Genomic DNA, 19798 nt, shown 5'->3' on the forward strand with positions numbered 1-19798 from the left:
AAGATTTTTGACTATATTTTTGAGTTTCTATGAAATTTTAGCAGTGTTAAAATATTTAGAATACCAATACCAAAAAAGGCAAAATACAAATACCACAATTTCTTTCTAAAAGAAAATAGTATTGCACTTTTTTCTTTTTCTTTCTTTTCAGCTTCTAACTTCAAAGTTTCTAAATGAGTGTAATAACTTGTACCACATCTAATTCCTAAATTAGTTGATTTTACTGTTTTTCTAGTAATATTTCCTAACACATATAAATCGTTATCAATTTGGTAAAACGTATTAGTCTTTTCGATGGCTTGAATATCTAAAACTCTTATAAAAACTTCATAATTCATTTGCTTTCCAAAATGCACTTTAATTCCGTTTATTGAATCGTTAGATTGATGCAATTTCCTTGTGGCTAATTGAAAATTATCTAGCTTAGTTTTTTCCTCCTCAAGTGAAGAATTAAATTCGTAAGTGATATTATTTCTTAGTACAGCTTTAGGATCTTTTTTAATAATCATCTTTGAAAATTGTTCATCAATTGCGTAATCCATTGATTTGTAATCTACAAAGTATCCGTTAGAAAAAATATACCAAAAACAAATTATTGGTAAAACTACCAAAGAAATCATTCCAGGAACATAAAAAATCGTTTTATGTTTCTTAATTTTCATTTACAATCTAGCGGTCAATTTGATATTAAAAACGCGCGTTGTCATATAATTGGGAATTCCATATTGATTTTTCGAAAAAGAGTCACGAACCCAAGTATTGGTTATAGCATTTTGATTATTAAACAAATTATAAACCTCAAAACCTAGTGATAATTCTTTGAATTTTTTCAACCAATGTCCATCAGGTTTTTGCTCATTTCTTTCGGTAAAAGAATAGAAAAACCCAACATCAGCACGACGGTAATCTCGCAAACGATTTTGATATTGATAAGCATCAGCATAAGATGGTGAACCACCAGGCAATCCAGTGTTGTAAGTTAAATTCAAATACAATTTTACGTTAGGAATATTGGGCATATAATCTTGAAACAAGATACCAAATTTTAACCTTTGATCGGTCGGACGAGCAATATTGCCGCGATTGTTTTGATTTTCTTCAGTTTTTAAATAACCAAAAGTAAACCACGATTCTGTACCAGGAACAAACTCTCCGTTTAATCTACAATCAAATCCGTAAGCGTAAGCCGTAGCTTCATTATTTGCTCTGTAGCGTATTCTAACATTCTCTAATGTATAAGTATTTACATCATTCATAGTTTTATAGAACGCTTCTGATACTAATTTGAATTTTCTATCCCACATTTTGAAATTGTAATCATTTCCTGCCACAAAATGAATCGATTGTTGTGCTTTTACATTAGCTTGTACTGCGCCATTTTGGTCACGCAATTCTCTATAAAAAGGTGGTTGGTAATAAAACCCAGTTGAAAACCTAAATATCATGTCTTTTTCCCAATCGGGTTTTAGAGAAACTTGTGCCCTTGGACTAAATACCGTTTGACTTGAAGAAGTAATAGCATCGCCTGAAACCGTCCAATTGTGGGCTCGAACTCCAGCATTCAACCATAATTGACTAGAACCTAAAGTAGTTTTAGTATTCCACTGTGCAAACGCTGAAATTCTATCAATTGAAACAAAATTTAAAGCTCTTACATTTTGATAAGGCACTAATGGTCCGACATAAGGATTGTAAGGTTGATCGTTTTGCGGTAAATCAATGATTGGTGGATTAATTGAAAAACCAGCCGAATCAATTACTTCATACTCCACTATTCTATCGCGAATGTTTTCATGTGTATATTTCACACCCCAATCTATTTGGAATTTCTTTTTAATTGAATGGCTTCCTTTTACTTCAGCATTGATTATCAAAGCATCTAGATCATTTCTTGCGTGATTTAATTGTGAACCAATGGCACGATTAAATGTAACATTTCCAAAAGTTTCAGAACCAATATTACTATCCACTTCGCCTAAAAAATATGCGGCATCAATGTCATAATATTCTTGCTCTTGGGTGTGATAGGCTGAAGCAATAAACTTGTAAGTGTTATCATCATTCGATTTGAAAGTAGATTTAATAGCTCCAAAATAGGTTTGATATTGATCTTCTTCTTGACCTTCATAAAAAACTTGTAAAGCAATTGGCTCGCTCAAAGTTCCGAAATTGGTTTGACGAGTTAAGGGTTGATAACTATATTTATTTTGAGAAATATTTCCTAAGAAACTCCATTGCCATTTTTTTGAAGCATCATAATTAACAACAGTTTGAACATCGGCAAATGTTGGTCGGTAATTACTTTCTGTTTCTTGGCTGTTAACTAAAAGTGAATTATCGCGGTAACGAATTCCCGTCATTGCGCTCCATTTTTTATTTTTAGAAACGCCTTCTGCAGAAATACTTCCGCCAAGGAAACTGGCTTCAAGTGAAGCTCCAAATTTTGTTGGTTTTCTATAAGTAATATCTAAAACAGAAGACATTTTATCGCCAAATTTAGCTTGAAAACCTCCAGCAGAAAATTCTATATTTTGAATCAAATCCGTATTAGTAAAACTCAAACCTTCTTGCTGACCTGAACGCACCAAAAACGGACGATAAATTTCAACTTCATTGACATAAACCAAGTTTTCATCATAATTTCCTCCACGAACAGAGTAAGCTGAACTCAATTCTGTATTAGAATTAACTCCTGGTAATATTTTAATAAGGCTCTCAATTCCTCCAGAAAGCTTTGGAATATTCCTAACTACTTCGGGTTCAATGTTTATAATTCCGGTAACTCTATTACGATTATTGGTAATGATTACCTCACTTAATTGGTTGTCTTTATTTGTTACAACCGGATTAAATTCTACCGTTTCGTTAGGTTTTAGTTGAAACGTTTGTGTCACACTTTTTAACGAAACGTGTGAATAAACCAAAACCACTTTTTGATTCGCCGGAATTGTAATTACATAAAATCCTGTACTATTCGTAACTACCGATCTACTTTGATAGCTAATGTTTACGCCTTCAACTGGATTGTTGTTTTCATCTAAAACTAAACCTGTCACTCTTGCTGTTTGGGCCGATGCAAATAAACTAAAAAGGAAAAAAACTAGATATATTGATTTTTTAATTGCTTTCATATGTAAATATTACTCTTTTTTTGGTGCATACCTTTCTGCCGACAGGCAGGTGTACCGCTATTTTTCATTGGTGTTTATAGCGATTTCAAAAGATGTTATTTTTTTTGACTTCTGTTAAACTGAGTTTCAAAGATAGTAGAATTTCCAACATTATCGGTAACCACAATTTTCAATTTGTTGGCGCCTTCTTGTAACAAATCATCGCTAAAAACGTGCGTCAATCGTTTTAATTTTGATTCATATTCAAACAAAACCCATTTATCGTTAAGATATCCGTTATAGGTTTTTATTCCAGACAAATCATCTGAGATGTTCACGCTGATGCTTTTTTGGTTGGTAATCCACTTACCTTCAATACTTTTTGCCATACTTATTTTTGGAGCCGCAGTATCTTTTGCCAAAGTAAATTGACCTAAGGTTCTTGCTTTACAAGAAAACGTATTACCTGATAGTTTTGTTGTGATGTATCCTAATTTACTTCCGTTAGTTGATGCAATAAACATCTTTTTTTTTTCTTCTTCACTAGATTTATTATCTTCGATGGAGATGGTAAAATTGGAATGCGCTGGAACAGTATCGTCATGGAGGAATAGCGTATTATTTCTAACATCAAAATTCATATAAAAATCTTCATAAAAAGTACCTGCCGGAATATAAACCGAGAAGTTATCTTTCTCAAAATTAGATTCCACTTTAGATTTCACAAAATATTTGGTTACTTTTTGCTCTTCTTGCACAAGTGCGGGTTTAACAGAATACTTAACTGGAATAGTAATTATGGTTTTGTTATTAAAGAAATCAGAAACCTCAATTCGCTGCACTTCTAGCGTATTTGGGGTAATGTTTAAAATTCCGTTTTCATAATTTTGATAAATATTACTAAATGGATACGCATTTTTCATAAACAATTTCTGAACTCTTTGGCGCGTTTTTTTATACCTATTATAATCAATAAAAGTATTTATGTATCTTGCTTCATCAAAAACCATTGCGTCAAATTCATATCCAAAAATAACCTTTCCATTTGACATCAATTGGGTTTTATAAACGCCATTAGGATTATATGAAACATTATCCGTGTCGTAGGCACTAATTCCAAATCCGATTTTACCACTTGCCAAGACAGGTTGAGATAAGTACGTACCATCAGGTTGTAGTGACAAACTAAGAATCACCGGTCGTTTAGATTCATTTACAACCGAATTTTTATCAATTGGATATGCTAACAAACTCGAAACAATAGGGTTTTTGGTATCTTTAGTTTGAATGCCAAAAAATAACGGATTTATAATTTTCTCGGTTTTGTTATCTCTAAATTCAAAATGCAAATGCGGACCTTCAGAACCACCAGTATTTCCTGAAAGCGCTATAATGTCACCTTTTTTTACTACTAATTCGCCTGGTTTGAAAAAAGCCTCAATTTCGTAATTTTTTTCTGCATATTGCAAGGCAATTATTTTGTCTTGTAGAAAACCAACCGCCTTTTGTAAATGTCCATAAACAGAAGTGTAACCGTTGGCGTGAGTTATATAAATTGCTTTACCATAACCTGATGTAGAGATTTTTATTCTCGAAACATATCCATCTCCTACCGCATAAACATTCAAACCTTCTTTTTGATTGGTTTTAAAATCAAATCCGGCGTGAAAATGATTTGGACGTAATTCACCAAAATTACCTGACAATTGCAAAGGAATATCTAAAGGAGATCTAAAATAATCATTAGGATAGTTGTTTTGTGCCGATGAAAAAATCGAAAACAATAAAAATAAAGGAATATATTTCATTCTATATGGTTTTTTGCTAAAGTATAAAAAAGTTTATTATTATAAAAAAAATACTAAAATCTTAATTATAACTAACTATTTTACAAAATATTAGAAATGAATAAAAAAATAAATTCAATTTTTAACGAAAAATATTGCTTTAATAGATTAGGAATTATAAATTTGTAAGATTAAGTAATGAATTGTGTCATAGATGAGTGAAATTGCAGAAATAATTGATACTCTTGAGAATAAAATTCAAAAATTGTTTAAAAGGATAAACGATTTAGAACAGAAAAATCAAGCGTTACAACAAGAAATTGAGATTTCTGTGAAGGCACATCAAAATCAAACTTTGACGTATGAGACGTTAAAAAAAGAATTTGAATCATTAAAAATTACCAATTCGTTGCTAGGCAGTGAAGAATATAAAAGAGATACAAAGCTTAAAATAAATTCATTAATTCGCGAAATTGATTACTGTATAGCACAACTTGCAGATTAACACTATGGATGATAAGCTTAAAATTAAAATATCAATTGCAGACAGAGTCTATCCGTTAACGGTTAGTATGCAACAAGAAGAAGCTATGAGAAGCGCTTCTAAAAAGATAGATTTAATGATTAAGCAATTTGAAGAGAATTATGCTGTTAGAGATAAGCAAGATGTTTTAGCGATGTGTGCCTTGCAATTTGCCTCACAACTTGAACAAAAAAAAGTTGATAATGCAATTGACGGAACAGCATCAATTGACCGATTGACAAAAATCAATGAATTACTAGACGATTATCTAAACAAATAACAAATTACAAAAAAAACGTTCTTTTAAATAAACTAAAAATACTGCCTACATTAGTTCATATTTTGGTAAACTCAACACTAACAAATTAAAATGAGTAAATCATCACTACTATAGTAAGCCCATTAAGTTGGGAAACTTGAACAGTGAGTTAACTCAAAACTTGTCCTTACGAGTTTATTCAAGCAATTAATGTAGGTTTTTTTTATATATAAATTTTTTATACAACCATGGACATAGTATCTATTATTATTGGCGTACTAGTTGGACTTGCTGGAGGTTTTGCGATAGCAAAAATGCTCGAGAAAAGCAATGTATCTAACTTAATTAAAAACGCAAAAAAAGAAGCTGCATCAATTTTAAAAGATGCTAATTTAGAAGCAGAAAACGTTAAAAAAGATAAACTTCTACAAGCAAAAGAGAAGTTTTTAGAATTAAAATCGGAACACGAGAAAGAGATTTTATCGAAAGATAAAAAAATGGCCGAAGTTGAAAAGCGAATTCGTGATAAAGAATCGCAAGTTTCAAGTGAATTAGCAAAAGCTAAAAAAGTAAACGACGATTTTGAAACCAAAACTGCAGAATATACTTCTAAAATTGAAATGCTTGACAAAAAGCACCAAGAAGTTGAAAGAATGCACAAAAGTCAAGTAGAACAACTGGAAGTAATTTCAGGACTTTCTGCAGAAGAAGCTAAGGAACAATTAGTAGAAAGCCTTAAAGCTGAAGCTAAAACCAAAGCAATGGCTCACATTCAAGAAACCATTGAAGAGGCTAAATTAACTGCGGCACAAGAAGCTAAAAAAGTAATCATCAGTACCATTCAACGTGTTGGAACAGAAGAAGCTGTAGAAAATTGCGTTTCAGTTTTCAATATTGAGTCAGACGATGTTAAAGGTAGAATTATTGGCCGTGAAGGTAGAAATATTCGTGCTCTTGAAGCGGCAACTGGTGTAGAAATTATTGTAGATGATACTCCAGAAGCTATCATCCTATCGTGTTTTGATCCAGTAAGAAGAGAAATTGCTCGTTTGTCATTACACAAGTTAGTTACTGACGGACGTATTCACCCAGCGAGAATTGAAGAAGTGGTTGCCAAAACTACTAAACAAATCGACGACGAAATTATTGAAGTTGGTAAACGTACCGTTATCGATTTAGGGATTCACGGATTACATCCTGAATTAATTAAAATCGTAGGTAGAATGAAATACCGTTCTTCTTATGGTCAAAATTTACTACAACACTCAAGAGAAGTAGCAAAGCTTTGTGGAATTATGGCTGCTGAATTAGGATTGAATGTTAAATTGGCTAAACGTGCTGGTTTACTTCACGATATTGGTAAAGTACCCGATGCGGAAAGTGATTTACCTCACGCACTTTTAGGAATGCAATGGGCTGAAAAATATGGTGAAAAAGAAGAAGTTTGCAACGCAATTGGAGCGCACCACGATGAAATTGAAATGAAATATTTAATTTCACCAATCATTCAAGTTTGTGATGCTATTTCTGGAGCTAGACCTGGTGCTCGTCGCCAAGTATTAGATTCTTATATTCAACGTTTGAAAGATCTTGAAGAAATTGCTTTCGGATTTAACGGTGTTAAAAGTGCCTATGCAATTCAAGCAGGAAGAGAACTTCGTGTAATCGTTGAAAGCGAAAAAGTAAATGATGATATGGCATCAAATTTATCGTTTGAAATATCTCAAAAAATTCAAACCGAAATGACTTATCCTGGTCAGGTTAAAATTACAGTGATTAGAGAAACTAGAGCAGTTAATATTGCTAAATAACTAGATGTAATAAAACTAAAAAAACCGTCAATGATGACGGTTTTTTTTATGCTTTAAAATTAAGATTACATAAATATGGTTTCAAAATCTTGTTGTGTCATTGGTTTATAAAAATACTTATTAACCACTTCATCATATTCTTTATATCTATTAAAATCAGTAACATCATTGGAAGAACTTACTAGATAAACTGTAATGTCTTTGGCCAATTTTTTCTTAATTTTTCTGAATTCTTCTAAAAATTGCCAACCATCATAAACGGGCATATTAATATCTAGCAATATCAAATCAGGCATACAATCATCAGTCTCAATCTTGTTTTTTATCTCATCAAGCGCCTCAAGCCCATTAAAAAAATATTTAGTTTCAACATCAAGATTACATTTAGAAAATAATTTTTTTATTATAAAATGATACACCATATCATCATCTACAATAAAAATAGTATTAAACTTCTTCATTAAAATATATTTTAAAAGTGGTTCCCACATTTACTTTACTTTCAACTTCTATGCTTCCACCCATCGATTCAATTTGATTTTTGGTGATAAACAATCCAATTCCACGTGCATTAGCGTTTTTATGAAAAGTTTTGTACATACCAAACAATTTTTCTCCATGTTTTTCTAGATTTATTCCCAATCCATTATCTTGTATTATCAACACTAGTTTACTGTTTTCTTGATAAGAAGAATAACTTATTTCCGGATTTCGGTCTGGATGCGAGTATTTAATTGCATTGGTTGTAAAATTTAAAAATAAACTTTCTAGATAAGCTGGGTTAAATTTTATAGTATCTTTTTCCCCAATTTTATTAACAATTTTTACGTTATTGTCTTTGACTTCTTTACTTAAAACCTCTAAAGTTTGATTCAAATAATGAGCAAGATTCAAATCTTCTTTTTTGTGTATTATTGTAGTGTGAATATCAACCAAGTCTTTTAAGTGATCAATAGTTTCCGACAAGGCATTGGAAGTAGTTTTTAAATAGGACAGACATTCATCTTTACTATGATCGTCCTCAGCATCATCAATAATATTTAAAAGCATTTGGAAATTCCCAGTATGTGATCTTAAATTATGGGAAACAATATGTGCAAAATTAAGCAACCTATTATTTTGCTCAATAATAATATCTAAATTATCTAAAAGTTCGTTTTCTTTTAATTTGTTTTCAGTAACATCACTATGAATACCAATAATTCTTGTAGCATCGCCATTTTCATTGCGTTCAATAACTTTACCTTTACTTAAAATCCATTTATAACTACCATCTTTAGCCAAAACTCGTTTGGTATTTTCGAAATAAGGAGTTCTATTTTCAATGTGCGATTGAATACTATTGATATAATTATCTAAATCATTTGGGTGAACACGCTCATCCCATTTTGAATTCGTATTAATACCATCTTTATCAGATAGTTGTAGTATATCCAAGGATTGTTTAGAGAAAAAAACAGCTCCGGTAACAAGATCATAATCCCAGATACCTTTTTTTGCTGCTTCAAGAGCAAACTGATATCGTGTTTCTGATTCTTTAACTTTTTGTTCTCTTCGCTTAATTTCAGTGATATCCGTTAAAGAACTGTAAAAATTTGTATTATTTCGTTCGTCAAGAACCACATTGGCGTCAACTTTAAACCACGTAAAGGAATCTCCATTAGATAGCACTCTAAATTCATGACGCCAAGGTCTACGTGTAAGTCTAGATTTATTGAATGAATAAATCATTGATTGGCAATCACTCGGATGTATTTTACCAGAAATTACATCAATTGGATTAGCTTTTAATTCTGCTTCGTTAAAATCAAAATAAGAAATTACGTTTTTATTTAAATAAGTGAAAACAAACTCATTCTCTGGTGATATCGTCAGATGAAAAATCAAATCAGGAACTTGATTTAAAATTTGGCTAAAAAAATGAACTTTCTCTTCTAATGAAAAATCATTAGAAACAACATTTGTCTTCATATTAGTGATAGGTTTGGGGCCAATAAATTTTTACATTTAAATGAAAAATCAACGGCAAAGATAGTAATTTTTACGACAAAATGCACTTTTTTACGACAAAATGCATAATTCGCTAGTAATTATATATTTATACAGAACTATCTTACTAAAATAAAAGGCTACTATTTTTTGAAAAAAACTTTAAAAACAGAACCTTTATCGATACTACTTTCAACCTCGATTTTTCCATCCATTACATCAATTTGATTTTTAGTAATATGAAGACCAATTCCGTTAGAATCTTTATTAGTATGAAACGTTTTATACAACCCAAAAAGATGTTCTCTGTTGGTATCTAAATCAATTCCGATTCCGTTATCTTCAATAACCAAAACTTGATAATCGTTTTCACATTCTAATGAATATTTTATTACTGGCGTTCTATCTGGTGAAGCATATTTTATGGCATTGGTAGTTAAATTAAGCAACACACTTTCAAGATAAGCAGGATTAAATAAAACAGTGGCATCTGCTGGAATTAAATCGACAATAGACACTTTTGCAAAATGAATATCTTCGGTAAGAATATTAAAAACTTTCTTTAAATATTCTTTCAGATTCAGATGATCTTTCGTGATGTCTTGATTGTTTTGTACTTTAATTAAATCCGATAAATTATCTATTGAGTCATTTAATTCGTTTGAAATGGTTTTAATATAAGCTAAAAACTCTGTTTGCTCAAACATACCACTTTCGTTAAGCTTGATTAAGGTACTCAAATTTCCGCCATAACTTTTCAGGTTATGCGATACTATGTAAGCAAAATTCAACAATTTATTTTTTTGATTATTAACCAAACGAAGCGTTTCTTCAAGATGCACTTCTCGTTCCTTTTGTGAAGTAATATCAGTATGGGTTCCAACCATTCGCAATGGCTTTCCTTGCTTGTCTCTTGCTATAACTTTACCTCTGTCAAGAATCCACTTGTACTTTCCGTTGCATAAAACACGATGATAGGTTTCATAATAAGGAATTTCTTGATTGAAATGTTTTTTAATATTTCCAAAATAGTCTTCTCTATCATCCGGATGAACTTGCGCATCGCAAATTTCAGGATTAGAAACCATCGCTAGATTTTGTTCTGGTATTTCAAGAATTCTTAAAGATTCTGGCGAATAAGCGACCTCATTGGTGATCAAATTCCAATCCCAAACTCCAACATTGGAAGCCATATTGGCAAATTTATTGCGTTCATCGGTGACTTGATGTGCCTCTTCAACTAATTTCTGGTTTGTAACATCCGTTATAACTCCATAAAAAACAACTTCATCGTCCGATATTTTTTCGACTGTTGCCACCACTTTCATCCACTTTAACCCTTTGGTTGGCAGCACCACACGGTAATCTGAATCCCATTTTTGTAATGTGATATACGAAGTGCAAATCGAATCTTTAAAATGCATCAAATCTTCTTCATGAATTCTGCTTTCAATAGCAGCAATAGCGTCTAGCTCAAAAGTTTCTTTTGATAATTCATAAAAATCGAACAACGATCCTTCAATAAAATCAACACTAATCTTGAGCGTGTTATTAATGGTAAATTGAAAGAACAAACTAGGTAGCTGACCAATAATTTTTTTTAAATATTGGTTCTCAATTTTCTCAGTCATTGTATTTTCGGAAAACATCATTTCTGTTCATTTAATCGATGACAAATAAAATGAATAAGAATATAACTACAATATCATAGTTTGTAGAAAGAAAACTACTTTTAAAAACTTTAACTTTTGTTGTAAGAAGCTATTTTCTAGGATGATAGGAATTCATAACCTGTGTTAAATGTTTTCTATCTAAATGCACATAAATCTCAGTTGTGGTGATAGATTCGTGACCAAGCATTAACTGAATAGCGCGTAAATCAGCTCCATTTTCAAGCAGATGAGTAGCAAAAGAATGCCTAAAAATGTGTGGACTAATTGATTTTAGTAAATTAATTTTTACTGCCAAATCTTTTATAATAGTAAAAACCATTGCTCGTGTTAATTGTTTTCCTCTGCGGTTTAAAAACAAAGTGTCTTCGTGACCTTTATGGATGGCCAAATGATTTCTTATGGTTGATTTGTATAACAAAATATACTTTTGCGTCACTTCACTAATGGGCACAAAACGTTGCTTGTTACCTTTACCCGTTATTTTGATAAAGCCTTCATCAAAAAACAAATCCGAAATTTTTAAGTTCACCAATTCTGAGACACGCAAACCACAGCCGTAAAGTGTTTCTAACATCGCTCTGTTGCGTTCACCTTCGGGTTTAGACAAATCAATGGCTTCAATAAGCGCATCAATATCTTGCACCGACAAAGTATCAGGAAGTTTTCGACCCAAACGTGGCGCTTCAATCAACTCCATTGGATTGTCTGTGCGATAATCTTCAAAAATTAAGTAGGAAAAAAAACTTTTTAGTCCAGAAATAATTCGAGCTTGGGACCGTGCATTGACTTCTTTAGCAACAGCGTAAATAAATTGCTGAATTGTTTCCTCGGTAATTTTTATTGGTGAAACCGTGATGGAATTTTGCTCCAAAAAAAGACAAAGTCGTTCTAAATCAAAAGAGTAATTATCAATGGTGTTTTTTGACAATCCACGTTCGATTCTGAGATACGACTGATAGCTTTTTATAAGGGCATTCCAATTCATTTTTCAAAGATATTAGAAAAAAAAGGAAATCAGAAAGATTCTAAGATAAGAGCTACTCGTCAAATTATATATTTACAAGAAAGTGAGATTCTGAAACAAGTGAGATTTTGAAACAAGTTCAGAATAAAAAAAACCCCACCGAAGTGAGGTTTTCATATTGTAATCTAAAGTTTAGATTAGAATTTGTAGTTAACTCCTAAAGAGATAGCTCTGAAATCTCCGCCTAAAGCAAAAGAATTAGTTTTTTCTGCACCATTTCCACCGTTGTCGTTAGAAGTATAACCTAAAACAGCAACACCAGCTTCGATTGAGAAGTTAGATGATACGAAATAGTTTAAACCTAAACCTAAACCTAAACCAAATTCTTTAGTTTCAAAAGAAGGAGTGTTTACTGTTCCATTTTCTAAATCAAATTCTTCATCAGTTGTTGTGTAATCAACACCTAATTCAGCAAATAAAGAAAATTTGCTTGCAGGAGTAAAATAGTAACGACCAAACGCACCAAAACCAATTCCATTGTTAGTTACATCATCAGTTCCGTTATCAAGTTTTAACGAATTAAAACCTAAAGAAGCACCAACTGCAATGTTTTCAGTTACGAAAATTCCAACTTTTGGAGCAATTTCAAATGAGTTAGCTTTAAAGTCACCAGTTTTAGATGAACCAAAAGATACAGCACCTGTTACAAACACATCACCATTAGAAAATCCTTCAGATGATTCTTTTTTGTCTTGAGCATTAGCAAATCCGAAAGCGAATACTGCAGCTACAGTTAAAATAATTTTTTTCATGTTTTATTTTGTTTAAAATTAACGGAACAAAGCTAGACATAATCTTATTTTATCCATTTATATTAACATTTTGAGTTATTAACATAGTTATTAACAAAATTAACAATAAATACCCTTGAAAAACAATAAGTTATAGCTAATTTCTTCCAAAAATTAAAAACACACCGTGATTAATTTTTCGAAAATATAGTGTTAGAATCCAAAAAAAAGGTCTGATTTTAAGAAATCGAAGTACTTTTTCATCTAAAAGGAACTTTCATTTTCCATTTAGCACACATCAAATTCATTTTCAAAATCCAGTCTCAAGTAGAAAAATAGTTGAGTTATTGAAAAACTGAACATTATGACAAAAAAACTTTATATAAAACATTTGTAAACCTTCTTTTTCGTAAATTTCATAATCTTTTCTAAAACTACTTTTTAATAAGAGTGGTTTTTTTACTTTTACGGAAACCTATTACAAAATGAAAATACTAATTATAAACGGACCCAACCTAAACTTACTCGGAAAACGCGAACCTGAAGTTTATGGTAGTACAACTTTTGAAACTTATTTTAATCAACTGCAAGAAAACTATCCTATGGTTTCATTAGAATATTACCAAAGTAATATTGAAGGTGAACTGATTTCAAAAATTCAAGAAGTTGGTTTTTCGTATGACGGAATTATTCTTAACGCAGCGGCATACACGCATACTTCAATAGGAATAGGCGACGCTATAAAAGCTATAACTACTCCAACTATTGAAGTTCATATTTCAAATACTTTTTCAAGAGAAACTTTTAGACATCAATCGTTTATCTCACCAAACGCTAAAGGTATTATTATAGGTTTTGGATTGAAGAGTTATGAATTGGCTTTACAAAGTTTTTTATCCAATTAAAATCTATTTTTTACAATGCAGATTTGAGAAATTTAAAAAATCTTAAAAATTCCTTTTGCAATTGATTTTTAGAATTCATACAACCTTTTCAAGTTAATAATCGTCTATACTTAAAACGCTATACCAATGAAAAAAATTACTTCACTCCTATTATTATTGTTTTCTATTTTAAGTTTCGCTCAAATTAAAGGTACTGTGACCGATGTCAGCGGAAAACCAATGGCTTTTGTAAACATTTATGTAAAAGACACCTACATTAGTACTACGTCTAACGATCAAGGAAAGTATGAATTGAACTTAAAAACAACAGGTTCGTATGTAATTTTATTTCAATATTTGGGTTATAAAACCGAAAAAAAAGTAGTTGAAGTTTCTAAAACTGCTCAAGTTGTGGATGTGACTTTGGTTGAAGAAGAAATAAAACTGAATGAGGTTGTAATTAACCCAAACAGTAATCCAGCCATTGACATCATAAAAAATGCCATTGCAAAAAGAAAAGAAAATTCAAAATTAACCGAAAAATATAACGCCGATTTCTATTCAAGAGGAATTTTTAGAGTTAAAAATCTTCCAAAAACGATACTAGGACAAAAATTAGATTTCTTTGATGAAGTAATTGATTCGACTAGAAGTGGTATTTTATATTTATCAGAAACCGTATCAAAAATTACTTTTCAAAAACCCGACAAACTTAAGGAGGTGATTATTGCCTCTAAAGTAAGTGGTAATGACAACGGTTTTAGTTTTAATAATGCGGCACAAGCGAACTTTGACTTCTACGAAAACTACCTTGACTTTGATGTAAAAGTAATTTCACCTATTGCCGACAACGCTTTTAATTATTACAAATACAAATTTGATGGTTCGTTTGCAGACGAAAACAATAAGGTCATCAACAAAATAAAGGTTACTCCAAAACGAAGTTCTGAACCTGCAATGGAAGGCTACCTATATATTGTAGATGAATCCTATGCGATTTATGCGGTAGACCTTAGTATTAAAGGAAATCAAATGCAAAATCCAGCTTTGAATAAACTGACATTAAAACAAAATTACAGCTTTAATACCAAAACTAAAATTTGGACAAAAAACACACAAACAATTGATTTTGAAGCCGGAATATTGGGAATAAACATTACTGGAACGTTCACGCACGTGTTTTCTAATTTTGAGTTTCCAGAGAAATTTGAAAAGAAAACGTTTACTAACGAGGTTTTAAAATTTGAAGAAAACGCTAATAAAAAAGAAGATACCTTCTGGAACACCATTCGTCCGGTGCCATTGACTACTGAAGAAAGTACTGATTATGTCAAAAAAGATGCGCTTCAAACCAAAAAGAAATCTGAAAAATATTTAGATTCTATCGATGGAAAAAGAAATAAATTTAGATTTAGTGATATCATTACGGGTTACAGTTATTCGAATTCATTTAAAAAATGGTCATTGAATTATGATGGTCCGTTGCTTTCTACCTCATTTAACACCGTTCAAGGTTGGAAAACTCAAATTGGTTTTTCTTACAACAAAAGAGATGAAGAAAAAAGAAGTTTTACACGAATTAATACCCGATTAGACTATGGTTTTTCTGAAAATCAACTTCGCGCTACAGCTGGTTTTTATCATAAATTCAACAATACCAACGATAGTTATATTAGTTTGAATGGTGGTAGTTCAATAAACCAATTCAATGCAAGCAATCCGATTTCGAACATGATTAACACCGTTAGTACTTTGTTTTTCAAAAATAACTTTATGAAATTGTATGAAAAGAATTTTGTGGCTGCTACATTTGGTCGTGAAGTAGTCAATGGATTGAATCTAAACCTTGGATTAGAATATTCTGAAAGAAAACCACTATGGAATACTACCGATCAAAGTGTGGTAAAATCATCGGATATTTATACTTCTAACAATCCGTTGGCGCCATTTGATTATGCTACTCCAGCATTTGAAAAATATAATTTAATGAAAGCCTCAGTTACTACTCGAATTAAATTTGGTCAACAATATTGGACGCGACCTGATGGCAAATTCAATATTGGAAACGAAAAATATCCAGCATTATATTTTAGTTATGAAAAAGGATTTTCGGCATCAGAAAAAAAATATGAATATGATTTCATTGCCGGAAGAGTAATGCACGATTTGTCATTGAGTAATAAAGGAGAATTAAAATTAAACCTTAAAGCCGGAAAATTTTTCAATGCCAATAACATTGCTTTCGTAGATTACAAACACTTTAACGGAAACCAAACGCATATAACTGGTGGCGATGGCTATACCAATCTTTTTAACAACTTACCTTATTATACGGCTAGTACTAATGACAGTTATTTAGAATTCCATACAGAATATAATGACAAAGGTTTTGTTATGAATAAAATTCCGTTGTTGAATAAATTAGGTTCACAATTGGTTTTAGGTTTCCATAACTTATCGGTTCCAGATAGAAAGCCTTATCAAGAATTCTCGGTTGGATTAGACAATTTAGGATTTGGTAAAGTAAAAATATTTAGAGTAGATTACCTTCGCTCTTATCAAAATGGCTACCAAGGTGATGCCGTAATTTTTGGATTAAAATTCCTAAATATTGTGGAATAAAGAACGAACAAAAATAAAACTCCAAATTCCAAATTCCAAACTTATCACAGAAGTTTTGGAATTTGGAATTTTACTTTATAAAAACATCATATCCAAATCTTATCAGTGTTCCAATCACAACAATTAAAAAGAAAATTCTAATGAATTGATTTCCTTTTTTGATAGCTAATTTTGCTCCCAAAAAACCACCAAGTGCATTACAGAAGGCCATCGGAATTGCAATGGCCCAAATGATTTTTCCTTTTAAAATAAATAAACAAATGGATCCAAAATTAGTGGCTAAGTTGACCATTTTAGCATTAGCTGAAGCGTGAAGAAAATCAAAACCAAGTAGTGCTACGAAGCCTAACACAAGAAAACTTCCTGTACCAGGACCAATAAAACCATCGTAGAAACCAATAAAAATACTCATCAACACGCCATAAAAAAGCAATTTAGTATCGGATAAATTCTTCTCTTGTTGCGATCCGAAATCCTTTTTCATAAAGGTATAAATGGCTATCAAAATCAAAACTATAAAAAGCAATGGCTTCATAAAATCATTACTAACCATCGTTAAAAGTGTTGAACCCAAAAAGGCCGAACCAAAAGCAACTACCGCCATTATTAACAGTAATTTCCAGTTCATATCTACTTTCTTCAAGTATTGTCTAGCTGCAAAAGATGTACCACTAAAAGCTGGAATTTTTAACGAACCCATGATGGATGAAACGGCATAATTAGGCAACAGAATTAAAGCCACAGGCGCTTGAATCAAACCGCCGCCGCCAACAATTGCATCGACAAATCCGGCGAAAAAGGAAGCAATACAAAGAAGTATGATTATATAGGTTTCCATAGATACAAAAAAATCCAAAAAAGAAATTCCAAATTCCAATACTATTACTTAAAGTTTGGAATTTGGAATTTCAAATATTGGGATTTATTAAATTATACTCTTACAATATTAGCTCCAAGTGCTCTTAATCTTTCGTCTATTCTTTCGTAACCTCTATCAATTTGCTCGATATTTTGAATAGTTGAAGTTCCTTTAGCAGAAAGTGCTGCAATTAATAAAGAAATTCCAGCTCTAATATCTGGTGAACTCATTACTGTAGCTTTTAATTGTGATTGGAAATTATGTCCCATAACCACAGCTCTATGCGGATCACATAACATAATTTTAGCACCCATATCAATCAACTTGTCAACGAAGAACAATCGACTTTCAAACATTTTTTGATGGATCAATACATCACCATTAGCTTGTGTGGCAACTACCAAAACAATACTCAATAAATCAGGAGTAAAGCCTGGCCAAGGTGCATCTGCAATAGTCAAAATCGAACCATCAATATCCGTTCTAACTTCATATCCATTTTCGTGAGCAGGAATATAAATATCGTCACCTTTGCGTTCAAGGGTAATTCCAAGTTTTCTAAACACACTCGGAATAACACCTAAATTATCCCAAGAAACATTCTTGATTGTTATTTCGCTTCTAGTCATAGCAGCAAGACCAATCCAAGAACCAATTTCGATCATATCAGGTAAAATTCTGTGCTCGCAACCGCCAAGTGATTCAACACCTTCAATAACTAATAAATTTGAACCAACACCTGTAATTTTTGCACCCATTGAGTTCAACATCTTACACAGTTGTTGTAAATATGGTTCGCATGCAGCATTATATATTGTTGTTGTTCCTTCTGCCAAAACAGCTGCCATTACAATATTAGCCGTTCCAGTTACAGACGCTTCATCAAGTAACATATAAGCACCTTTTAATCGTCCTTCGTTTTCAACACCATAAAAATGGTCTTCTCTCTCATAACGGAATTTGGCACCAAGGTTTATGAACCCTTCAAAGTGCGTATCTAATCTTCTTCTTCCTATTTTATCGCCACCTGGTTTTGGAATATATCCGCAGCCAAAACGTGCTAAAAGCGGACCAACAATCATAATGGAACCACGCAAACTTCCGCCTTCTTTCTTGAATGCTTCTGTTTTAAGGTAATCAACATTTACTTCATCAGCTTGAAAAGTATAATCGCCAGGACCATTTTTTTGAATTTTAACGCCTAAATTTCCTAAAAGCGTAATCAATTTATTTACGTCAATAATATCAGGAATGTTTGTAACTCGTACTTTTTCTGATGTTAATAAAGCTGGACATAAAACTTGCAGTGCTTCATTTTTTGCTCCTTGTGGTGTAACATCACCTTTTAGTCTAATGCCTCCTTCAATTTGAAAAGTTCCCATAGTTTATCAGTTTCGGGTTAAAAAGTTTCGGGTTTCGGGTTTCAAAAAACTCGCAACTCGCAACTCCTAACTCGCAATTATTTTGGATTATTGTTATTTTTTATGAAAGGTTTTTTACCATTATTTGGTTTTTTGAAACCTTGAATTTTTAAGTTTTTTTGTTGCATTTGCGTTTTGTTAGAAATCTTTTTGTTGGTTCTAATCAAATCGGTTGTGGTAGAAAGCTCTTCTTCACTCTGTGTTAAATTGATTCTTCCGTCAGAAAGCTCTAGTAAATGTTCGAATATTACTTCATCAGTTACGGTGTCTTTGTTCCAACTCAAATACGATTTCTTCATGTGATTGGCAATGACTTTTACCAAGGCACTTTTCATTTCTCCTTCTTCCCATTTGTTGGCAACTTCAATCATGTATTTGATATTGTTTCCATAAAATCGGTATTTCGGATTCTTTTGCGGATAAGCCAATCGCTCTGGTTTCAAGTTGATTACATCGCGAGTTGGTATTGGATAAGGTGAATCTACATCCAATTTAAAATCAGACATAATAAAAATTTGATCCCACAATTTGTGCTGAAAATCAGGTACATCACGCAAATGCGGATTCAAACTTCCCATTACCTGAATGATGTATTTTGCCGCTTTATTACGTTCGGTTTTATCCTCAATTGCAACCGCTAAGTCAATCAATTTTTGCAAATGACGACCATATTCTGGAATGATTAAATGCGGACGCTCGGCATTATATTCAATATTGAATACCACATCGTTAGCATTTTCTTTTATATATTTTGGTACCATATTAAAATGAAATTATTCCTTCAATCGAAGAAACTTCTATGTATTTCTCAACCACATCATTGGGCGATTCCATCATAACATTTACAGAAACACTTGTAAATTTTCCGGTTTTAGATTGATTAGTTTTTATTACTGCACCCATATTGTCAAAAGCATTTTCTAATTCTTCGACTTTTTTAGCATCGGTTGGCACAATAAATTTATAAAGATATTCCGTTGGCCAAGAAGAAGTATTTCCCAATTCTTCTTTCAACCTGATATAAAATTCCTCGGTCTTCTTATCCATTCTTAAAATTAAAATAAAGGCAAATATACATTTTTGATATTAGAAATAGGATATTAGA

Annotated in this window: 17 protein-coding genes; 5 read left to right on the plus strand and 12 right to left on the minus strand. The window is 31.8% G+C overall.

The annotated features are described in order from the left end of the window. Positions 1-11: 11 nt before the first annotated feature. From Q0050_RS07750 to Q0050_RS07760, 3 genes are all read right to left on the minus strand, one after another. The gene (locus Q0050_RS07750; RefSeq protein ID WP_298393936.1) at positions 12-662 is read right to left on the minus strand and encodes a hypothetical protein; all 651 of its coding nucleotides are present in this window, start codon (positions 660-662) and stop codon (positions 12-14) included. Then, complete coding sequence (locus tag Q0050_RS07755; protein ID WP_298393938.1) at positions 663-3131, minus strand: carboxypeptidase-like regulatory domain-containing protein; 2469 nt, start codon at positions 3129-3131, stop codon at positions 663-665. A 95-nt stretch (positions 3132-3226) separates the two neighbouring features. Beyond that, positions 3227-4918, minus strand: coding sequence for a M23 family metallopeptidase (locus Q0050_RS07760; protein ID WP_298393940.1), 1692 nt, complete (start codon positions 4916-4918; stop codon positions 3227-3229). Between the two features lie 193 nt (positions 4919-5111). On the opposite strand from Q0050_RS07760, the gene Q0050_RS07765 reads away from it, so the two are divergent. The 3 genes from Q0050_RS07765 to rny all read left to right on the plus strand — a co-directional run bounded on the left by Q0050_RS07765 (position 5112) and on the right by rny (position 7490). After that, positions 5112-5402: a hypothetical protein gene (locus Q0050_RS07765; protein WP_298393942.1), complete on the plus strand. Its 291-nt coding sequence runs from the start codon at positions 5112-5114 to the stop codon at positions 5400-5402. A gap of 4 nt (positions 5403-5406) precedes the next feature. Beyond that, positions 5407-5700, plus strand: coding sequence for a cell division protein ZapA (locus Q0050_RS07770; protein WP_298393944.1), 294 nt, complete (start codon positions 5407-5409; stop codon positions 5698-5700). Positions 5701-5927: 227 nt separating this feature from the next. After that, the gene (rny, locus tag Q0050_RS07775) at positions 5928-7490 is read left to right on the plus strand and encodes a ribonuclease Y (protein ID WP_298393946.1); all 1563 of its coding nucleotides are present in this window, start codon (positions 5928-5930) and stop codon (positions 7488-7490) included. Positions 7491-7555: 65 nt separating this feature from the next. On the opposite strand, the gene Q0050_RS07780 is transcribed toward rny, so the two are convergent. From Q0050_RS07780 to Q0050_RS07800, 5 genes are all read right to left on the minus strand, one after another. Then, a complete protein-coding gene (locus Q0050_RS07780) occupies positions 7556-7951 on the minus strand; it encodes a response regulator (RefSeq protein WP_298393948.1) in 396 nt (131 codons plus the stop codon). Beyond that, a complete protein-coding gene (locus Q0050_RS07785) occupies positions 7938-9461 on the minus strand; it encodes a PAS domain-containing sensor histidine kinase (RefSeq protein ID WP_298393950.1) in 1524 nt (507 codons plus the stop codon). Before Q0050_RS07785 ends, Q0050_RS07780 begins: the two co-directional genes overlap by 14 nt. 161 nt (positions 9462-9622) lie before the next feature. After that, positions 9623-11131, minus strand: coding sequence for a PAS domain-containing protein (locus tag Q0050_RS07790; protein WP_298393952.1), 1509 nt, complete (start codon positions 11129-11131; stop codon positions 9623-9625). 109 nt (positions 11132-11240) lie between these two features. Then, on the minus strand, positions 11241-12137 hold the full coding sequence (xerD, locus tag Q0050_RS07795; protein ID WP_298393953.1) for a site-specific tyrosine recombinase XerD: 897 nt from the start codon (positions 12135-12137) through the stop codon (positions 11241-11243). A 176-nt stretch (positions 12138-12313) separates the two neighbouring features. Next, positions 12314-12928, minus strand: a complete 615-nt coding sequence (locus tag Q0050_RS07800) for an outer membrane beta-barrel protein (protein ID WP_298393955.1) — start codon at positions 12926-12928, stop codon at positions 12314-12316. Between the two features lie 464 nt (positions 12929-13392). Between Q0050_RS07800 and aroQ the strand changes: the two genes are divergently transcribed. Further along, on the plus strand, positions 13393-13812 hold the full coding sequence (gene aroQ / locus Q0050_RS07805) for a type II 3-dehydroquinate dehydratase (RefSeq protein ID WP_298393957.1): 420 nt from the start codon (positions 13393-13395) through the stop codon (positions 13810-13812). Positions 13813-13938: 126 nt separating this feature from the next. Continuing rightward, the gene (locus tag Q0050_RS07810; protein ID WP_298393959.1) at positions 13939-16413 is read left to right on the plus strand and encodes a DUF5686 and carboxypeptidase regulatory-like domain-containing protein; all 2475 of its coding nucleotides are present in this window, start codon (positions 13939-13941) and stop codon (positions 16411-16413) included. Positions 16414-16483: 70 nt separating this feature from the next. Here Q0050_RS07810 and Q0050_RS07815 read toward each other — a convergent pair whose 3' ends face one another. The 4 genes from Q0050_RS07815 to Q0050_RS07830 form a co-directional block, all read right to left on the minus strand. Beyond that, positions 16484-17251 (minus strand): TSUP family transporter, encoded by a 768-nt coding sequence (locus Q0050_RS07815; protein WP_298393961.1) that lies wholly within the window; start codon positions 17249-17251, stop codon positions 16484-16486. Positions 17252-17343: 92 nt separating this feature from the next. Further along, the gene (gene murA / locus Q0050_RS07820; RefSeq protein WP_298393964.1) at positions 17344-18654 is read right to left on the minus strand and encodes a UDP-N-acetylglucosamine 1-carboxyvinyltransferase; all 1311 of its coding nucleotides are present in this window, start codon (positions 18652-18654) and stop codon (positions 17344-17346) included. A 77-nt stretch (positions 18655-18731) separates the two neighbouring features. Then, positions 18732-19454, minus strand: a complete 723-nt coding sequence (locus tag Q0050_RS07825; protein ID WP_298393966.1) for a DUF4290 domain-containing protein — start codon at positions 19452-19454, stop codon at positions 18732-18734. Position 19455: 1 nt separating this feature from the next. After that, positions 19456-19740, minus strand: a complete 285-nt coding sequence (locus Q0050_RS07830) for a DUF493 family protein (RefSeq protein WP_298393968.1) — start codon at positions 19738-19740, stop codon at positions 19456-19458. Between the last annotated feature and the right edge of the window lie 58 nt (positions 19741-19798).

Source organism: Flavobacterium sp. (genome assembly GCF_027483985.1).
Taxonomy (GTDB): Bacteria; Bacteroidota; Bacteroidia; order Flavobacteriales; family Flavobacteriaceae; genus Flavobacterium.